The sequence below is a fragment of the Psychrobacillus soli genome, assembly GCF_006861775.1.
In the GTDB taxonomy this organism is placed as follows: Bacteria; Bacillota; Bacilli; order Bacillales_A; family Planococcaceae; genus Psychrobacillus; species Psychrobacillus soli.
On record NZ_VDGG01000006.1, the window covers coordinates 19,386 to 34,236 of the forward strand.

Annotated in this window: 16 protein-coding genes; 1 reads left to right on the forward strand and 15 read right to left on the reverse strand. The window is 39.3% G+C overall.

Going from position 1 to position 14,851, the window contains the following annotated elements; all coding sequences use genetic code 11:
- Positions 1-390: 390 nt before the first annotated feature.
- The 12 genes from FG383_RS03940 to FG383_RS03995 all read right to left on the reverse strand — a co-directional run bounded on the left by FG383_RS03940 (position 391) and on the right by FG383_RS03995 (position 9,889).
- A complete protein-coding gene (locus FG383_RS03940; protein WP_142605552.1) occupies positions 391-699 on the reverse strand; it encodes a CHY zinc finger protein in 309 nt (102 codons plus the stop codon).
- Positions 700-1,503, reverse strand: a complete 804-nt coding sequence (locus FG383_RS03945; RefSeq protein ID WP_142605553.1) for an energy-coupling factor transporter transmembrane component T family protein — start codon at positions 1,501-1,503, stop codon at positions 700-702.
- On the reverse strand, positions 1,496-2,353 hold the full coding sequence (locus FG383_RS03950; protein ID WP_142605554.1) for an ATP-binding cassette domain-containing protein: 858 nt from the start codon (positions 2,351-2,353) through the stop codon (positions 1,496-1,498). The genes FG383_RS03945 and FG383_RS03950 overlap by 8 nt, the downstream gene beginning before the upstream one ends.
- Positions 2,338-3,138 (reverse strand): energy-coupling factor transporter ATPase, encoded by an 801-nt coding sequence (locus FG383_RS03955; protein WP_142605555.1) that lies wholly within the window; start codon positions 3,136-3,138, stop codon positions 2,338-2,340. Before FG383_RS03955 ends, FG383_RS03950 begins: the two co-directional genes overlap by 16 nt.
- A complete protein-coding gene (locus FG383_RS03960) occupies positions 3,139-3,960 on the reverse strand; it encodes an SDR family NAD(P)-dependent oxidoreductase (protein ID WP_142605556.1) in 822 nt (273 codons plus the stop codon). It lies immediately after the preceding gene.
- Positions 3,957-4,301: a MaoC family dehydratase gene (locus FG383_RS03965; protein WP_142605557.1), complete on the reverse strand. Its 345-nt coding sequence runs from the start codon at positions 4,299-4,301 to the stop codon at positions 3,957-3,959. The genes FG383_RS03960 and FG383_RS03965 overlap by 4 nt, the downstream gene beginning before the upstream one ends.
- Positions 4,279-4,677: an FAS1-like dehydratase domain-containing protein gene (locus FG383_RS03970; RefSeq protein ID WP_142605558.1), complete on the reverse strand. Its 399-nt coding sequence runs from the start codon at positions 4,675-4,677 to the stop codon at positions 4,279-4,281. The genes FG383_RS03965 and FG383_RS03970 overlap by 23 nt, the downstream gene beginning before the upstream one ends.
- The gene (locus FG383_RS03975; RefSeq protein ID WP_142605559.1) at positions 4,674-5,825 is read right to left on the reverse strand and encodes a thiolase family protein; all 1,152 of its coding nucleotides are present in this window, start codon (positions 5,823-5,825) and stop codon (positions 4,674-4,676) included. The genes FG383_RS03970 and FG383_RS03975 overlap by 4 nt, the downstream gene beginning before the upstream one ends.
- On the reverse strand, positions 5,822-7,303 hold the full coding sequence (locus FG383_RS03980) for an AMP-binding protein (RefSeq protein WP_142605560.1): 1,482 nt from the start codon (positions 7,301-7,303) through the stop codon (positions 5,822-5,824). The genes FG383_RS03975 and FG383_RS03980 overlap by 4 nt, the downstream gene beginning before the upstream one ends.
- A gap of 27 nt (positions 7,304-7,330) precedes the next feature.
- Positions 7,331-7,882 carry a biotin transporter BioY gene (locus FG383_RS03985; RefSeq protein ID WP_142605561.1) on the reverse strand — a complete coding sequence of 184 codons (552 nt, stop codon included), beginning with the start codon at positions 7,880-7,882 and terminating at the stop codon, positions 7,331-7,333.
- A 752-nt stretch (positions 7,883-8,634) separates the two neighbouring features.
- Positions 8,635-9,141 carry a ferritin gene (locus tag FG383_RS03990; protein WP_142605637.1) on the reverse strand — a complete coding sequence of 169 codons (507 nt, stop codon included), beginning with the start codon at positions 9,139-9,141 and terminating at the stop codon, positions 8,635-8,637.
- A gap of 145 nt (positions 9,142-9,286) precedes the next feature.
- A complete protein-coding gene (locus FG383_RS03995; protein WP_142605562.1) occupies positions 9,287-9,889 on the reverse strand; it encodes a TetR/AcrR family transcriptional regulator in 603 nt (200 codons plus the stop codon).
- 185 nt (positions 9,890-10,074) lie between these two features.
- Between FG383_RS03995 and FG383_RS04000 the strand changes: the two genes are divergently transcribed.
- Positions 10,075-10,812 carry an SDR family NAD(P)-dependent oxidoreductase gene (locus FG383_RS04000; protein ID WP_142605563.1) on the forward strand — a complete coding sequence of 246 codons (738 nt, stop codon included), beginning with the start codon at positions 10,075-10,077 and terminating at the stop codon, positions 10,810-10,812.
- Positions 10,813-11,343: 531 nt separating this feature from the next.
- Here FG383_RS04000 and FG383_RS04005 read toward each other — a convergent pair.
- Genes FG383_RS04005 through FG383_RS04015 form a run of 3 tightly spaced genes read right to left on the reverse strand, consistent with a single transcriptional unit; the run spans position 11,344 to position 14,811 of the window.
- Entirely contained in the window at positions 11,344-12,357 is a 1,014-nt protein-coding gene (locus FG383_RS04005; RefSeq protein ID WP_142605564.1) for an ankyrin repeat domain-containing protein, read from the reverse strand.
- The gene (locus FG383_RS04010; RefSeq protein ID WP_142605565.1) at positions 12,323-13,576 is read right to left on the reverse strand and encodes an amidohydrolase; all 1,254 of its coding nucleotides are present in this window, start codon (positions 13,574-13,576) and stop codon (positions 12,323-12,325) included. Before FG383_RS04010 ends, FG383_RS04005 begins: the two co-directional genes overlap by 35 nt.
- A complete protein-coding gene (locus FG383_RS04015) occupies positions 13,573-14,811 on the reverse strand; it encodes an amidohydrolase (protein ID WP_142605566.1) in 1,239 nt (412 codons plus the stop codon). Before FG383_RS04015 ends, FG383_RS04010 begins: the two co-directional genes overlap by 4 nt.
- Between the last annotated feature and the right edge of the window lie 40 nt (positions 14,812-14,851).

Below are 14,851 nucleotides of genomic sequence, written 5' to 3' on the forward strand. Positions count from 1 at the left end.
ATTATCAGTTCCATCTCACAAAAAAGTAAAAGATTAGCGAATTTTTCAATCGTGTGAATCCAGTAAATGGCTTAAGGCAATCAATTGGTCATTGAAAGCAACTAATTCTATTCCGAAAGCAACCAAATCAGCGCGACAGCAACTAAATTGCCAATGAAAGCAACTAATTCTTGAAACAGCAAGTTTACTTGGAGTGAGACGATAAGAACTGTGACTTGTCTTTTGTAAATGTTGCGCAAATGCTCTTCAACGTTGCGCATTAATAAATACCTATTATAATTCGTCAAAAAATAGAGCCGATACTTTGCCATAAGACCCATTATCCCTGTTTCACATACAAAGTAAAAAATCCCAAGAGATTTCTTTTGGGATTTCACCTTTTGGGGAAAATCATTCAAAATATATCGGATAATGCGCACTACAACGCTCGTTAAAAGTTGCCTGGCAATGCGGACAGCTGGCTGTATGCATATACGCAAGAATCGTTAACTCTTTCTGACAACTCCCACAAAGAATAGCCAGTTCATCAAACTGCTCCTTTTGCCAACGTTCGATTTTGTGATCAGCATCTTCCTCATGGCATTTATAGCAAGGATAGTAGTGATTACAGCACTTAAATTTTATGGCAATAATATCTTTTTCTGTGTGATAGTGCGTACAGCGCGTTTCATTGTCCACGACAGCACCGTATACTTTCATCTATAACCCCCCTAACCGTATAATAATCACCGTTATTACAAACAAAACAGCGATCATCCCTACAACATAATCTATTTGCTGAAATTGCAATAGCTTATACGCAGTTCTTCCTTTTCCCTTGCCATAAGCACGCGCATCAATTGCATATGTCAACTGCTCCGCACGCTGAATAGTAGTGAACAGCAAAGGAATTAATATTGGAATATAAGCGAGCATACGCTTTACTAACGGTAAATGAACGATATCATGCCCTCTCGCTTTTTGAGCGAGTATAATCCGGTCTAGCTCCTGCAAAATCGTTGGGATAAAACGAATCGCAATAACAATCATTAAAGAAAACTGTTCGACTGGCACATGGAATTTAGATAGCGGTGCTAATAGTTTTTCAAGACCACTTGCTAATTCTAAAGGCTTTGTTGTTAATGTTAATATGGAAGCTAGTAAAACAAGTAAAATAATACGCCAGACGAAGCGAACCCCATTTTGTAGCCCTTCCGCAGTCACATCGATAAAAGACCAAGACCAAATGACATTCCCTTTGGTGAGCAAAACATTGTAAACGAAAGTAAACGTCAAAATAAATAAAATGGGCTTTAACCCTTTCATAAAAACAGGAAATGGTATTTTCGAAAGCATCAAAATACCAAAGACGAAAAGAGACACAATCGTAAAACTAGTAGCAGTTTTAAGCATTAGAAAACTAAGCATAATGATAAACAAACTTAGAATCTTCGTCCTTGGATCAAGTCGGTGAAACACGGAATTCGTCTCCATGTACTGACCTATTAATATGGTATCAGACATTTTGAAGTCTCCTTGCTTTCCAAACTGGTATAACCTTTTCAAAGATTTCCTGTTCCCTACAACTGGAGACTTGAATCTTCTCCCCAGTTAGTTCCTCTACTAGCTTTAATAATTGTACAGATTCTGGTAGCGACAATCCTATTTTCTCTAGTAGATGGGATTGTTCCAAAAATAATGTACGAGTATCCAATTGCCCTATTAGACAACCTTCATGAAATACGATTACCTCATCTGAGTACTCCGCGACATCTTCCATTTGATGGGACACGAATATAAGCGTCCGGTTTACTTGCTGCTGCCATTTTTTAAGCAATTGTAATAACGCGACTTTACTGATTGGATCCAGACCTGCAGTTGGTTCATCCACGATGAGCAGTTTCGGGTTCATCATTAATACCGAGGCAATAGCTACACGGCGTTTCAGACCACCACTTAATTGGAATGGAGCTAATGGTAAAATGTCTTCTGACAGGCCAAGTTGCGGTAAAATTTTTGATATGCTCTTTGTTATTTGCTGATTAGACATGCCCTGTTGCTTCGGTGCAAAAGCAAGCTCTTTGAATACGGTCGTTTCAAATAGTTGGTGCTCTGGGTATTGAAAAACAAAGCCGATTTCCGGAATAACCTTTAGCTGCCCCTTAGCATCTCTTTTAACAGGTTGTTGATCGATTAAATAGTCCCCATCTATATGAGGAATCAATCCTTTGAGCACTTGGACGAACGTCGACTTTCCTGCGCCTGTTTGACCTATAACGGAAATCCACTTACCTTCTTCCATTGTGCAACTTACATTTCTTAATGCCGTTTGACGAGAATAGTTCACACTCACATTGTTTAATTGATAGACCATTGTGAACGAATCCCTTCTTTCCAATTTACTGTGAACGGTGGGTCTAGTTGGAGTGTTTTACGTAAACGGACAGCAAACGGTAATTGTAATTGATATTTCTCTACAGACATTGTTTCAAAAAAAACGAAAGGATCGCCATCGAATTCCAGATGTCCTTCATGTATGAGTAAAATACGCTCGGCAGACAGCACTTCCTCCATATGATGCGTAATATGAATAATTGTCATGCCTTGGTCATGCAGTTCATGCATAATAGATAGCACTTGCTTTCTTCCTTGTGGATCAAGCATCGAAGTAGCCTCGTCAAAAATAATCATTTTTGGTTGCATCGCCAATATTGCAGCAATAGCTACCCTTTGCTTTTGACCGCCTGATAATTGGTGCGGCATCGCTTCTAAATATTCCTCCATCTGAACAGCGCGCAAGGCAGTATCCACTCTCCCCCGCATTTCTTCCCTTGGGACGCGAATATTTTGCAAGCCAAAAAGCACTTCATCCATAACAGTTGTTGTAATGAATTGATCCTCTGGATTTTGAAAGACGAAGCCTACTTGTTGATGAATTTTCATTAGTTCATCAGGATTTGTCGTATCTAATTGTTGAAACTTTACCGTTCCTTTCTTAGGTAAAAGCAATCCGTCGATTAACTTTGCAACAGTGGATTTCCCACTCCCATTTGCTCCCACAATCGACACAAATTCCCCCGCTTGAATCGTAAAGTTTACATCGTTTATGATGGTCTGACCTTTTTTATAATAAAAATGAACATGATCGAAAGTAAGCATCTATTTACTTCCCTTTCGACTATGCCATGTAGTAAAAAATTCATCTATACTATTTTCCGAATATGCAGCAACCGGCTTTTCCCACTTTGTCACTTTTGAACCGTTAACACCAAATATTTCACCCGTTAAATCCGGATCTTGCTGTGCAAGAAGCGCCACTACAAAGCGAGCGACATCATCCGCCTCTCCCACTTTCCAAAAATCCGGAAATGGCTCGTTTTTACTGGCATATTTGTTCTTTACATGTTCAATTACAGGTCTAGTCATATCCGTTAAAGCAGCTGGCGAAATAGCATTCACTCGAATGTTATCGCGCTTTAGTTCCGCTGCAAGCGTCCATGTCATACCGAGTATTCCGGCTTTCGCCGCACTATAATTCACTTGACCAATAGAGCCCCCGAGTCCTGCAGTAGAAGTCATTAATAGAATGTCACCACCACTTACTTGCATATGTGGAAGCACTCGCTGAATGCTATAAAAAGCACCATTCAAATGGACATTTACTACAGATCTCCACTCTTCATCTGTCATCTTTATACATTTTTGATCATGCAAATTACCTGCATTATGTACGAGCACATCTATGCGACCAAATTGAGCCATAACTGCATCAACCATTTTAGTAACTGCAATTGGATCAGCAATATTCCCAACATAACCTTTCGCATCACCGCCAGCTCGATCAATATCTCGCACAACCTCGTCTACTAACTCCTGTTTAGTTCCATTCACGACAATCTGATAATCTGATTGTCCAAGATGCACGGCGATACTTCGCCCAATCCCCCTCGTAGAACCCGTAACGATCGCTACTTTTTTCATCGTTGCAACTCCTTCACTAAAAAAGTCCCTGCAGCAATCTTATCGCCAGTTTCCGTCGTAACCGTCACTTCCACACTATCCTCCACGCGCTCAAAATTAAAAGTGGCTACCGTATCCACCAAAAGCGGCTTTTGAAATTTCATGTTATATGCTGTAACCCACTGCGTAAGATGCTCTTCTATGTACAAAGATTGTGCTAACCCCATAATATACATGCCGTGGGCAAGAGGACGCTCGAATCCAGCTTTTCTCGCCGCATCCACATCCAGATGAATTGCCGCTTTATCTTTTGAAACAGCTGCATACTTTTCGATTGCTTCAACTGTTATATGTTTTTTCATGGGGGTCACCTACTTGGATTAATACTGTTTCCGCTGTAACAATGAGATCATCATTATATTTACAAACGAGCGTATGTGTTAAAAAAGTAAGCACTCCCTGTTTTCCTACCTTTTTCTCCACATTCGTTAACGTTAACTCACAATCTAGCACCATTTCTGCTATGATTGGTGTTTCATATGTAAAGTCCTGTGTGCCATGAATCAATACTCCAGCTTCTTTGAGCCAAGGAATATCGAACTCCTGCCAAAAAACAATAGGCATTGTGGAAGGGGCAATGTATTTACCATCGACTATTTGTAAAGGAGCGTCTAAACTTTGTGCATACTGCGAAATCCACTCCGACGTCACATACAGCTGTTGTTGCACCCTGTTCATTCAACTGCCTCTACAAGCGTTGCAAGTCCTATCCCACCGCCAATGCCCAGTGTAGCAAGTCCTTTTTTATAAGGTTTATGCAGCATTTCAGCACATAATCTTGTCATTAAAATTGCACCCGATGCACCGTATGGATGACCAATTGCTAATGCACCGCCTCCACGATTTACTTTTTCCAAAGGAATATGAAGTTCCTTTAACGAAGCTAATACTTGCGAGGCAAACGCTTCGTTAAACTCTACTATATCTAAATCGGCTACCGTCAGTTGTTGCCGCTTTAACACTTTTTGTACAGCCTGAATCGGACCAATTCCTAAATAGTTTGGATCCACACCAGCCGCTTGCGCATCTACTACACGTAAAATCGTCTGAAGATTTAGCTCTTCACATTTCTCGCGAGACATGATTAAAATAAGCGCTGCCCCGTCATTTAGAGGACAGGCATTTCCCGCAGTAACCGTGCCATTTTCCTGGAACACAGGTAACAATTTTCGCAACTTTTCCATACTCGTATTCGCTCTTGGGCATTCATCTTCGGTAATCCATTTCCCATTAACTTGAAGCGGTACAATTTCCTGCTCAAATCGTCCGGTTTGCTGAGAATGAATGGCTTTTCGATGACTTTCCAAAGCAAACTGATCTTGTTCTTCTCTCGAAATGACGTATTTTTTTGCCACGTTCTCGGCCGCAACTCCCATATCTGGATCACCGTAACTACTCGGCGTAAACTTAGCGCGTGTATATAGCTCTGGTACACCCATAAGATTTTGTGGCTTAGCCATTTTCCAAGGAGCCCGACTCGTACTTTCAACGCCTCCCGCTAAATAAACCTCCCCAGCGCCACTTTGAATTAATCTAGCAGCTATATTAATCGCCTCTAAGCCTGAGCCACATTGACGGTCAACAGTAACGCCAGGAACGGTGACAGGAAGACCCGCTTCTAGTGCGGAAACTCTCGCAATATTGCCACCCGGCCCTACTACATTACCAATAATCACATCATCGATTATGTCTTTTGGCAAATTCGTTTCCGCTACAATATGCTTGATAAGCGGTGCTAGTAATTTCTCTGGTTCAAGTAGGCTTAATACGCCACCCATCTTCCCTATTGGCGTGCGTTTTGCCATGACAATCACAGCTTCCGTCATACCATCACCTTCTCCATATAGTCTTTCATTGCCTGACGTGCCAATTTCCCACTACTCGTGTAAATAAAATCATCCACCGTTATAAGTTGCTTCGGCACTTTATAACTGGCTAAATAACTTCGACAATACTCTTTCACTTCTTCTATTGATAGACGTTGTTGCCCGTCCCATTTTATAAGTGCCGTTACTCGTTCTCCCCAGTATGCATCTGGTATCCCAAGCACCATCACTTCTCGAATAGCTGAATGTGTCCGCAACACAGACTCTACTTCTTCTGGGTAAATATTAAGACCACCAGATACCAACATATTTTTCACACGACCTGCCAAATACAAATATCCCTCTTCGTCCATGGACATATAATCCCCTAGTAGGAGCCAGCCGTCCCGAAAGGCCGCTTTCGTCTCTTCAGGTAAATGATGATACCCTAAAAACATCATGTCACTTCGAATACAAAGTTGCCCGATTGTTCCGGACGGCACTTCCTGAAACTGTTCATCGCGAATCGATACTTGAACGCCGGGAAAAGGCTTCCCTAATGAATTGGGCTTTTCTTTCGCATTTACGTCTAAATAACTTATATAACTTGCTTCGGATGAGCCATAGAATTCATATAACCTTGCTTCACCAAACACTTCCTTCGCTCTTTTGATGGAAGCCTCCGACCACTTTGCTCCTGAGGAAACAAGCGCTTGGATATGCACCTGCCCTGGAGTAACCTGTTCAAGTATCGGTTCAATCATCGTTGGAACTACAAACAATATCGCATTGGAATGCTGACTGCAAATCCTTAAAACTTCCTTCGCACTAAATTTACGAACGATATGAAAAGTTGCTCCACTATATAGACTCTGCATTAAAGCAAACAATGACAATGATTGGACGAACGGACCTGGCGCTAAAATATGCTCCATCTCGTCGAATTGGAATGCTTCATTCGTCGCGGCAAAACTCTTGATCCACGACAAATGAGTGCGCATATACCCTTTTGGGATACCTGTTGTGCCCGATGTAAAACCAATAAATAATAACTCGTTTGTATCATCCATTTTAGCTTCCGGTTTTAAATGCGCTATCCAGTTAGCATAGGAACCTGTTTCATCTGCAGAAAAGGTCAGCATTTGCATCTCTCTATCTCGTAAATTTAGATTTGATAATAGTGCATCCTCTACAAAAATCTTTTTAGGTTTACACTGCTGTAAAATGGTCGTCAATTCATTTGTACTCCATTTTGGATCTAGTGGGATAGGGACACATCCTGCATAAATAGTTCCAAGAAAAACTTCTACAAATTCGATACGATTCGATGATAAAATAGCGATATTTTCATGCTTGAAACCATTTCGATATAACCCGTTAGCTACCTTTTTCATAGACTGTACAAGTTCTGAGTATGTACGGGATTCTTGTCCATCCGTTAAGGCAATTTTATTAGGGTGCCGTGTTGCATTATGTAGTAAGGTTTCTACTAGATTCATATCTCATCATCCCAGTTTATCGTTTTTTTAGTTATTAACTTTTTGCTCTATTGGACTAACGGCTTTTATTTGCATGACTATAATAGCTACAATAATGGCTTTTATTAAATCTCCAGGTAAAAATGCCGTAGCACCTACAAGTCCTGCCCAAATAGACGTATTGGTGATAATCGCCATTACAGGTGCACCAATCAAACTAACAAGTACAACGCCAAAAATAAAATTGATAACGATTACTTTCCATATCTTTAACGTTGACCAGACTTTTTCAATAGCAAGTCCGATACAAAATGCGGCAATTGGCCAACTTAAAATATAACCAGCAGATGGACCAACTAACGGAGCAAGCCCTCCCCTTCCACCTGACAATAAAGGTAAACCTAAAGCGACTAATACGATAAATAAAACCAAACTAAGCGCTCCCGTTTTCTTCCCTAAAAAACTTCCCGCAAGCATAACACCAAGTGTTTGTGCTGTGATTGGCACTGGTATAAAGCCCAGTGGAATTGGCGGGATCATGCCCAAAACTCCTATTAATGCAGCAAATAATGCAGCGAATACCATCTCTTTTGTTTTCATTTTCTTCCCCCGTTAATATAACAAATAATTACAAATTTTCAAAAGAAGTCGACATCTATGAATAAATAAATCATAGCTTGAAACTCCATTTGTGTAAACACATTTTTTTAAATCGGTTAACTCATTTTATTTTAAATAGTTCAAATCGCTAAAGAGCCAGTTCCTGGCCCGATATAGAAAATGCGAACGATCCATGGAATGAGGCACATAATAGGGATAATGCATCTTAAACATTATCCCCTAAGATTTTCGCAGGGTGAGCGAAAACCAAGGAAAATTGCTTAATTACTCGTGATCGACTGACTAAAAACAAATTTTTATACAGTTTTTCAACTGTGTAAATCCAGTAAATGGATAAGAGCAACTAATTGCTCATTGAAAGCAACCACTTCTTAAAATAGCAAGTTTACTTGGAGTGAGATAACCATGATTGTGATGCATTATTTATAAACTTTGCGCAAATGGACCAGAATGTTGCTCGTATGCGTTTAACGTTGAGAGTAATGACTGGAATGTTGCGCATTTTTTATTTGATAATCCTCTCCCGGTGAACAGGGCATATACTTTGCGATAAGACGCTTCATCCCTCTATCACGTACAATATAAATAATTCCATAATTTTCGTTAAACGGAAAAATCATCCGAATTTTATGGTTTCCTAAATATAAAAAAATCCCAAGAAGAATCGATTTTCTTCTTGGGATTTTCTATTTGATCAATCGATTATAATCGAATGATTTGAGCATTACTATTTACCCTTCGTTTGGTGTAAATGTACGTGATGCTAATTCGGAGTCTAGCATAAAAATGGCATTTGAGTCATTTTCAATACGCTTGATTTTGTTAATAAGCGTATCAAATGTTGACTCCTCTTCTACTTGCTCATCGATAAACCATCTTAAAAACGCCATTGTTGCATGTTCTCGCTCATCTAAAGCGATATCAGATAAATTATAAATACGACGTGTCACTTCTTTTTCGTGTGATAATGCAGTTTCAAAAGTATCCAAAATAGAGGTAAAATCGTTTTGTGGATTTGCAAACCCATCAATCGTAGCTCTGTATCCTAAATCACTTAGAAAGTTGTAAAACTTCATTGCATGGAAACGCTCTTCCTCTGCTTGTACTAAAAAGAAATTAGCAAACCCGTCATACGCTTCTGCTGTGCAGTATGCAGCCATTGAGAGATACGCATGTGCAGAATAAAATTCGAAGTTCATTTGTTCGTTCAATGCTTCATGTAGTTTTTCAGATAACAACATAGGTTCCTCCTCTTATTGTAAGTATGGTATTTGGAAATATTCACCTTCAATTATTAGTATACAACTAGGAACATTTCCAATGCAATTGATAACGATTATCACCCTTAAAATTAGGCAATATACTAGAACCTTGACCTAAGTACTATTTCCCTACATATTCAAATGAATAAATATGTGTTTTTGATAAATCAATTACTTCCTGTATGAACTCTTCTTGAGAAGTATGGAAGTCATTTGAAATCCAATGGATGATAAGTCCGTAAAAACCATAAGACGTATAACGTTTAAAATAATCCATATTAACAGGTATATCGTTAATCGTTTTAAAAATAAATTGTTCATTGTAAATTTTGGAAATCGTAGATGGTAATTGCGTATGTAAACCAGGTAATGTGTCCTCGTATTTAATTAACTCAAAAAACTGGCGATGTTCATAAATATAAGTGACAAGATTAAAGGAGGGAAAATTCAAATTGGTTGTATATACTTTTTGCCCATGAACATATGGTTTCCCAACTGAATCCTCTAGACCTTGAAGCATTGAATGAAGTAAATCATCTGCTAATTCTATTTTATCTTGATAATGTAAATAAAAAGTACTCCTATTATAAGTGGCTTTATCAACTATGTCTTTAATCGTAACAGCATGATAGCCCTTTTCTTTTATCAGTTCGATAAATGCTTGTTTTAAATGTTTTCTTGTCCGATTTTGCCGTTGTGAAAGTTCATATTGTTCAATGTTCATGAATTAACCTCCTGAAAATAGACGAATCCATTCCAAATGTCTACAAGTTAGACAATTAATGATTTTCTAATGATTGATTGGTTTGAACAAACCGATAAAATTAAAGTGTAAGCAAAATAGTTTAACTAGTCACTATATCTTTCCATTATAACAAACACGCATAATCAATTCTGGAGGCGATTCTTTTGGGTAAATTACAAGGCAAAGTAGCAGTCATCACAGGTGGGGCATCAGGTATTGGTGCTGCAACAGCAAGACTTTTTGTTTCAGAAGGTGCCAAAGTCGTACTAGTAGATTTAAATGAAGAAAAAGGGAAAGCTTTCGAAGAAGAATTAAAAGCAAACAACGCAGAAGCAATTTTTGTGAAAGCAAACATTACAAGTGAAGAAGAAGTACAAGCTATTTTTAAACAAACAATTGAAGCTTTTGGTAAAGTAGATATCGTTTTCAATAATGCAGGAATTGGTCGTGTACAACCATCACATACACTAGAATATGCGGAATGGCGCAACACGGTAAATGTTGACTTAGATGGCGTATTTTTAGTCGCTCGTGAAGCAATTCGTGAAATGCTTAAATCGGGGGGCGGCTCTATTGTCAATACAGCCTCTATGTATGGCTGGGTTGGATCACCTGGTTCAGCAGCTTACAATGCAGCAAAAGGTGGCGTTATTAACTTAACACGCTCACTTGCACTGGAATATGCAGAGCAAAATATTCGTGTAAACTCATTATGCCCAGGTTTCATTGACACTCCGATTATTCCTGAAGAAAGCAAACAAATACTAGCATCAATGACACCAATGAAACGCCTTGGTCATTCGGAAGAAATGGCAAAAGCTGTACTTTTCATGGCTTCTGATGATTCTTCATTCATGACAGGTAATAGCTTAACGGTTGACGGTGGATATACAGCTCAATAATAGATCATTATATAAAAAAACCAGACAAACTTTGTCTGGTTTTTTATTATGTTCCATTCTTTTTTTGCTTTCCCATTGAGACATGTTCCAGCTGTTGAACCGCATTTTGGTTTTCATCTGACTCGCATGTATCCTTATTTCTTACTTTCATTTTATCTACTCCTCAATTGGATTTTCTTTATTATTCAACCAAAAGAGTTCGTAAAATATATTAAAATAGAGCACGTTCATAAAAAGATTTTATAATTTTCGAACATATAGAAATGCTAAATATGAATAATCTAAAACAGTTCGTATAAGTGTACTTTTAAGCTCGCAGGTATTGAACGATAGCGTGATAAAATAGAAGCGGAATTATTTTGTAACAAGAAATAATATATCAGTTTTTAATCACTATTGTTACCTCTGATACAGTCTTATCTGTTTGATATAGATAAAGAGAAGTTTTTAAAACTAATACTTACGCTATATTCTTTGAATTTATCCATAAAAAAAAGCATGGACAAATTGTGTGTCCATACTTTCATCTTATTATTTCCGAAACAAGGAATTACTTGGCTGTATAGTAGATGCACGCTTCATCACATCAAGCGCTTCGCTCTCATGCCCTAAATTCCATAAACTATTTGCTAAATGGAAAAGATAATCTGTTCTAGTTGGAGCTTGTTCTAAAAGCTTTCTCATTATTTGTACGGCTTCCTCGTGTTGATTACCTTCTCTAAGAAAGTTAGAATAATGGTATTTAATGAATGGGTTTTCGTGAATTTCTCTAAGAAAAGGCTTAATAAACAAGTTGGCGTCTTCCCATCCTGTGAATCGCTTTCTCGTTAGAAATTCATAGTAAATAAAAGAACTTTTATCTTCCTCTGACAAGCGATTACGAGCTTCTCGACAGTGAGCTAGAGCGGTATGGTAATCATCTCTATCATATGAATCGATAAAAGCCATAAAATAATCAAGACTCTTCCAGCTGAATTTATCAGCTGGGAGCTTATCTTCAATTTCTAGATTTAAGAAATATGCATTAAAGTACATTTGCTTTAAAATAGGTAGACTGTCCGACTGTATTTGCGCAAAACTCTCTGCTTTCGTACTCAACCAGTCTTCTGCTGATTTCCCATCAAAATCTCTCTTTCTCCAATCCGCTCCACTGCGATTCAAAATATAGACGATAAGTTGATAAAGTTCACTATCATCACCAAGAATCAATGCTTCCTGGAGAGCTGTCCATCCTAAATAATTAGCGTGATTTACATCTACTCCCCAATAGACTCCTTCTCTCACTACGGATACATGCCCTTTTTCACTAGAAGGTAAGAGAATAGTACCTCCAAATCGATTTAACGCGTTTGGGTCTGCCCCTGCTCTATAAAGAATCTTCATGCCTTTTGTAAATCCAATTGCTGCCGCCGCAACAATGGGTGGTAACCCTACTTCGTTGGTACTATCTGAATCTGCTCCCAGTGCAAGACATTTCATCAACTTCATATCGTCAAATTGTGAAATGGCTTCAAATAGGTCGTGCATGATTTGAGTTTTCTGCATCGCGACTCACTTCTCCATATGTCTGTTTGCCCTTATAAAAGATGGCTTCTCTTTTAGAAGTTCGAGCTACAGCCTCTGCGCTAGAGGTGGCGTTGATGAATACAAACGTTGCTTCATCGCCTACTTTTGGCCATTGCTGTTCTCCTGAAACAGATAAAGGAGTAATCCCCCCTGTAATAAACTTCAAATTACGTGCCAATTGGTCTTCTTGAGCCTGACGATAGACAAGACTATATTTCGTTGATTTTTCAAGTAAATCCCCTGTTCCAAAGGAGGACCATGAATCATAGAATCCATCGCAACCAAAATGTACCTTTACACCCGAATGATCTAATAGATCAATTGGGGGAATTGAACGAGTCAAAGGTACAGTAGACATAATAGCAGTTTCTGTCTGTACGAGTTCTTCGATCAATGTACGTTGCTGAACTTCCGGAATACTACCCAATGCAAAAGCATGGCTGACAACTGTTCGCCCTTCCCACCCCTGACTCCGAACAATCTCTAAGAGTTTAGAGATTGTATATGCACCTACATGTCCTTCATCATGCAAGTGAATATCAACATCCGCATCGTATTGCTCTGCAAGTTGCATCATAGTGCGTAGTGAAGTTTCAATTTTCCCATCAATGCCTGCAGGGTCTAATCCACCGATATGGGTAGCTCCTTCACGCATAGCCTCATGCATTAGGTCAACTACTCCGGTGTTTAACAGCCCATGTTGTGGAAAAGCAACGATTTCATAACTCAGTTTATCCTTGGATTCCTCTAACGCTTCTCGAACTGAAATTAAATTCTGGAGTCCGATGTACGGGTCAATATTTACATGTGTCCGGATATGCGTTGCGCCTTGTGAAGCAAGCAGATCAATCATCGCCAATGCTCGTTGCTTTCCTGACTGTGCAAGCTCCGCAAGTTCAAGTGCCTCCATTCTTAGGCGTTCTTTTAAATTTGCTGCTGGCCTAATCGATTTCCATTCCAACGATAGGTATGTTTTGTCCAAATGATTGTGCATTTCGCGAAATCCAGGCATTAATAGCAAACCATTCATCGATTGAGACTGAACATTAGCCGGGAGGGGAACTTCAGCAGGTTGAAGGGACTTTATCTTTCCTTCAACTATCTCAAGGGAAACAAACTCAGTAATGGTATACAGTGTTCTACCTGCATCTGTTTTTCGCCCTGTCTCAATCTTCACATCCGTTAACCAAAGTGTCATGAATAAACGCCTTCTTCCACACCTTGTTCAGGAACGAATACATTTCCCTTTCCATACACAGCGCTAATTGGTTTACGTCTTGCAATAGCCTCTGCACTGCAGGTAGCGTCGACTAACAAGAATGAAGCATTATCTCCCAACTTTGGCCACTGTTGGTCTCCAGTTGGTGATAGTGGCGTCACACCACCTGTAGCGAAGCGAAGTAATTGGCTTAGACCAATTTCATCACTAATACGAAAACGCTCTCCCAATAATGCTAATTTCTGAATGGTATCTCCTGTTCCAAATGGAGACCAGTGATCTGTAATACTGTCATGTCCAACTGAAACCGGAACATTGTTTTCCCAGAGGAATGGAATAGGTATGGTCGGTCGATTGACAGGTACTGTAGTCGTTACATCAATACCAACCTCTGCAAGTCTTTCGGTTACTGTCTGTAATCGTGGATCGACGAGATCTCCGAGAGCCAAAGCGTGGCTGATTGTTACCTTACCTTGTTTTCCTGATGCTTCTGTCAGTTCTGCAATCTGTTCCATTTGGAAGGCTCCAAGGGAATCCGGATCATGTAAGTGAATATCAATAGGTGCATCAAATTCCTGTGCAATTGAGAAGACAGTTTCTAAGCTTTTTTCGATGTTACGGTCAACAGTTGCTGGATCGACACCCCCAACATGCGTTGCTCCATTGGCCATCGCTTGACGAACAAGTTCGACTGAATCACTACGTAGTAGTCCGTGTTGTGGGAAAGCTACAATTTCATAGGTGATCAAGTCTTCATAGGCTTTCAACGCTCTGACTGTAGCTTTTAAATTCTCAATTCCGACGACTGGATCGATATTACAATGTGTACGTATATGTGTATGTCCATTTCGGATCAACAATTCGAGCATTTTCTTTGCACGCTCTTCAACTGTTGGCAATTGGTCTTTTAAAATCTTTTGTTCTTCCTCTATTCGAGTGAATATTCCGTTTATTGCTGGTCTGACTGCCTTCCAAGGTCCACCGTAGTATGTTTTATCAATGTGAATGTGCATCTCACGGAATGCGGGTAACATCAACGCTCCATTCGCGTCTAGCCCTTCACTTCCAGATGGAGGCGCTTCTGTGGTGACGTTGGCAATTCGCCCTCCATCAATTTGAATATTCACCAGTTCAGTCAATGTTTTAGCGACTGTATTTTCAGATTTTTCGTATCCTGTTTCAATTCGAACGTTTGTAATCCAATAATTATTCATCTATTTCGTCCTCCTTTAATAGTCAGTGACAACACCTTAA

Excerpts from the sequence above, each read along its gene's own strand:
- FG383_RS03940 (WP_142605552.1), bottom strand. The coding sequence starts at position 699 with ATGAAAGTATACGGTGCTGTCGTGGACAATGAAACGCGCTGTACGCAC.
- FG383_RS03945 (WP_142605553.1), bottom strand. The coding sequence starts at position 1,503 with ATGTCTGATACCATATTAATAGGTCAGTACATGGAGACGAATTCCGTG.
- FG383_RS03950 (WP_142605554.1), bottom strand. The coding sequence starts at position 2,353 with ATGGTCTATCAATTAAACAATGTGAGTGTGAACTATTCTCGTCAAACG.
- FG383_RS03955 (WP_142605555.1), bottom strand. The coding sequence starts at position 3,138 with ATGCTTACTTTCGATCATGTTCATTTTTATTATAAAAAAGGTCAGACC.
- FG383_RS03960 (WP_142605556.1), bottom strand. The coding sequence starts at position 3,960 with ATGAAAAAAGTAGCGATCGTTACGGGTTCTACGAGGGGGATTGGGCGA.
- FG383_RS03965 (WP_142605557.1), bottom strand. The coding sequence starts at position 4,301 with ATGAAAAAACATATAACAGTTGAAGCAATCGAAAAGTATGCAGCTGTT.
- FG383_RS03970 (WP_142605558.1), bottom strand. The coding sequence starts at position 4,677 with ATGAACAGGGTGCAACAACAGCTGTATGTGACGTCGGAGTGGATTTCG.
- FG383_RS03975 (WP_142605559.1), bottom strand. The coding sequence starts at position 5,825 with ATGACGGAAGCTGTGATTGTCATGGCAAAACGCACGCCAATAGGGAAG.
- FG383_RS03980 (WP_142605560.1), bottom strand. The coding sequence starts at position 7,303 with ATGAATCTAGTAGAAACCTTACTACATAATGCAACACGGCACCCTAAT.
- FG383_RS03985 (WP_142605561.1), bottom strand. The coding sequence starts at position 7,882 with ATGAAAACAAAAGAGATGGTATTCGCTGCATTATTTGCTGCATTAATA.
- FG383_RS03995 (WP_142605562.1), bottom strand. The coding sequence starts at position 9,889 with ATGAACATTGAACAATATGAACTTTCACAACGGCAAAATCGGACAAGA.
- FG383_RS04005 (WP_142605564.1), bottom strand. The coding sequence starts at position 12,357 with ATGCAGAAAACTCAAATCATGCACGACCTATTTGAAGCCATTTCACAA.
- FG383_RS04010 (WP_142605565.1), bottom strand. The coding sequence starts at position 13,576 with ATGACACTTTGGTTAACGGATGTGAAGATTGAGACAGGGCGAAAAACA.
- FG383_RS04015 (WP_142605566.1), bottom strand. The coding sequence starts at position 14,811 with ATGAATAATTATTGGATTACAAACGTTCGAATTGAAACAGGATACGAA.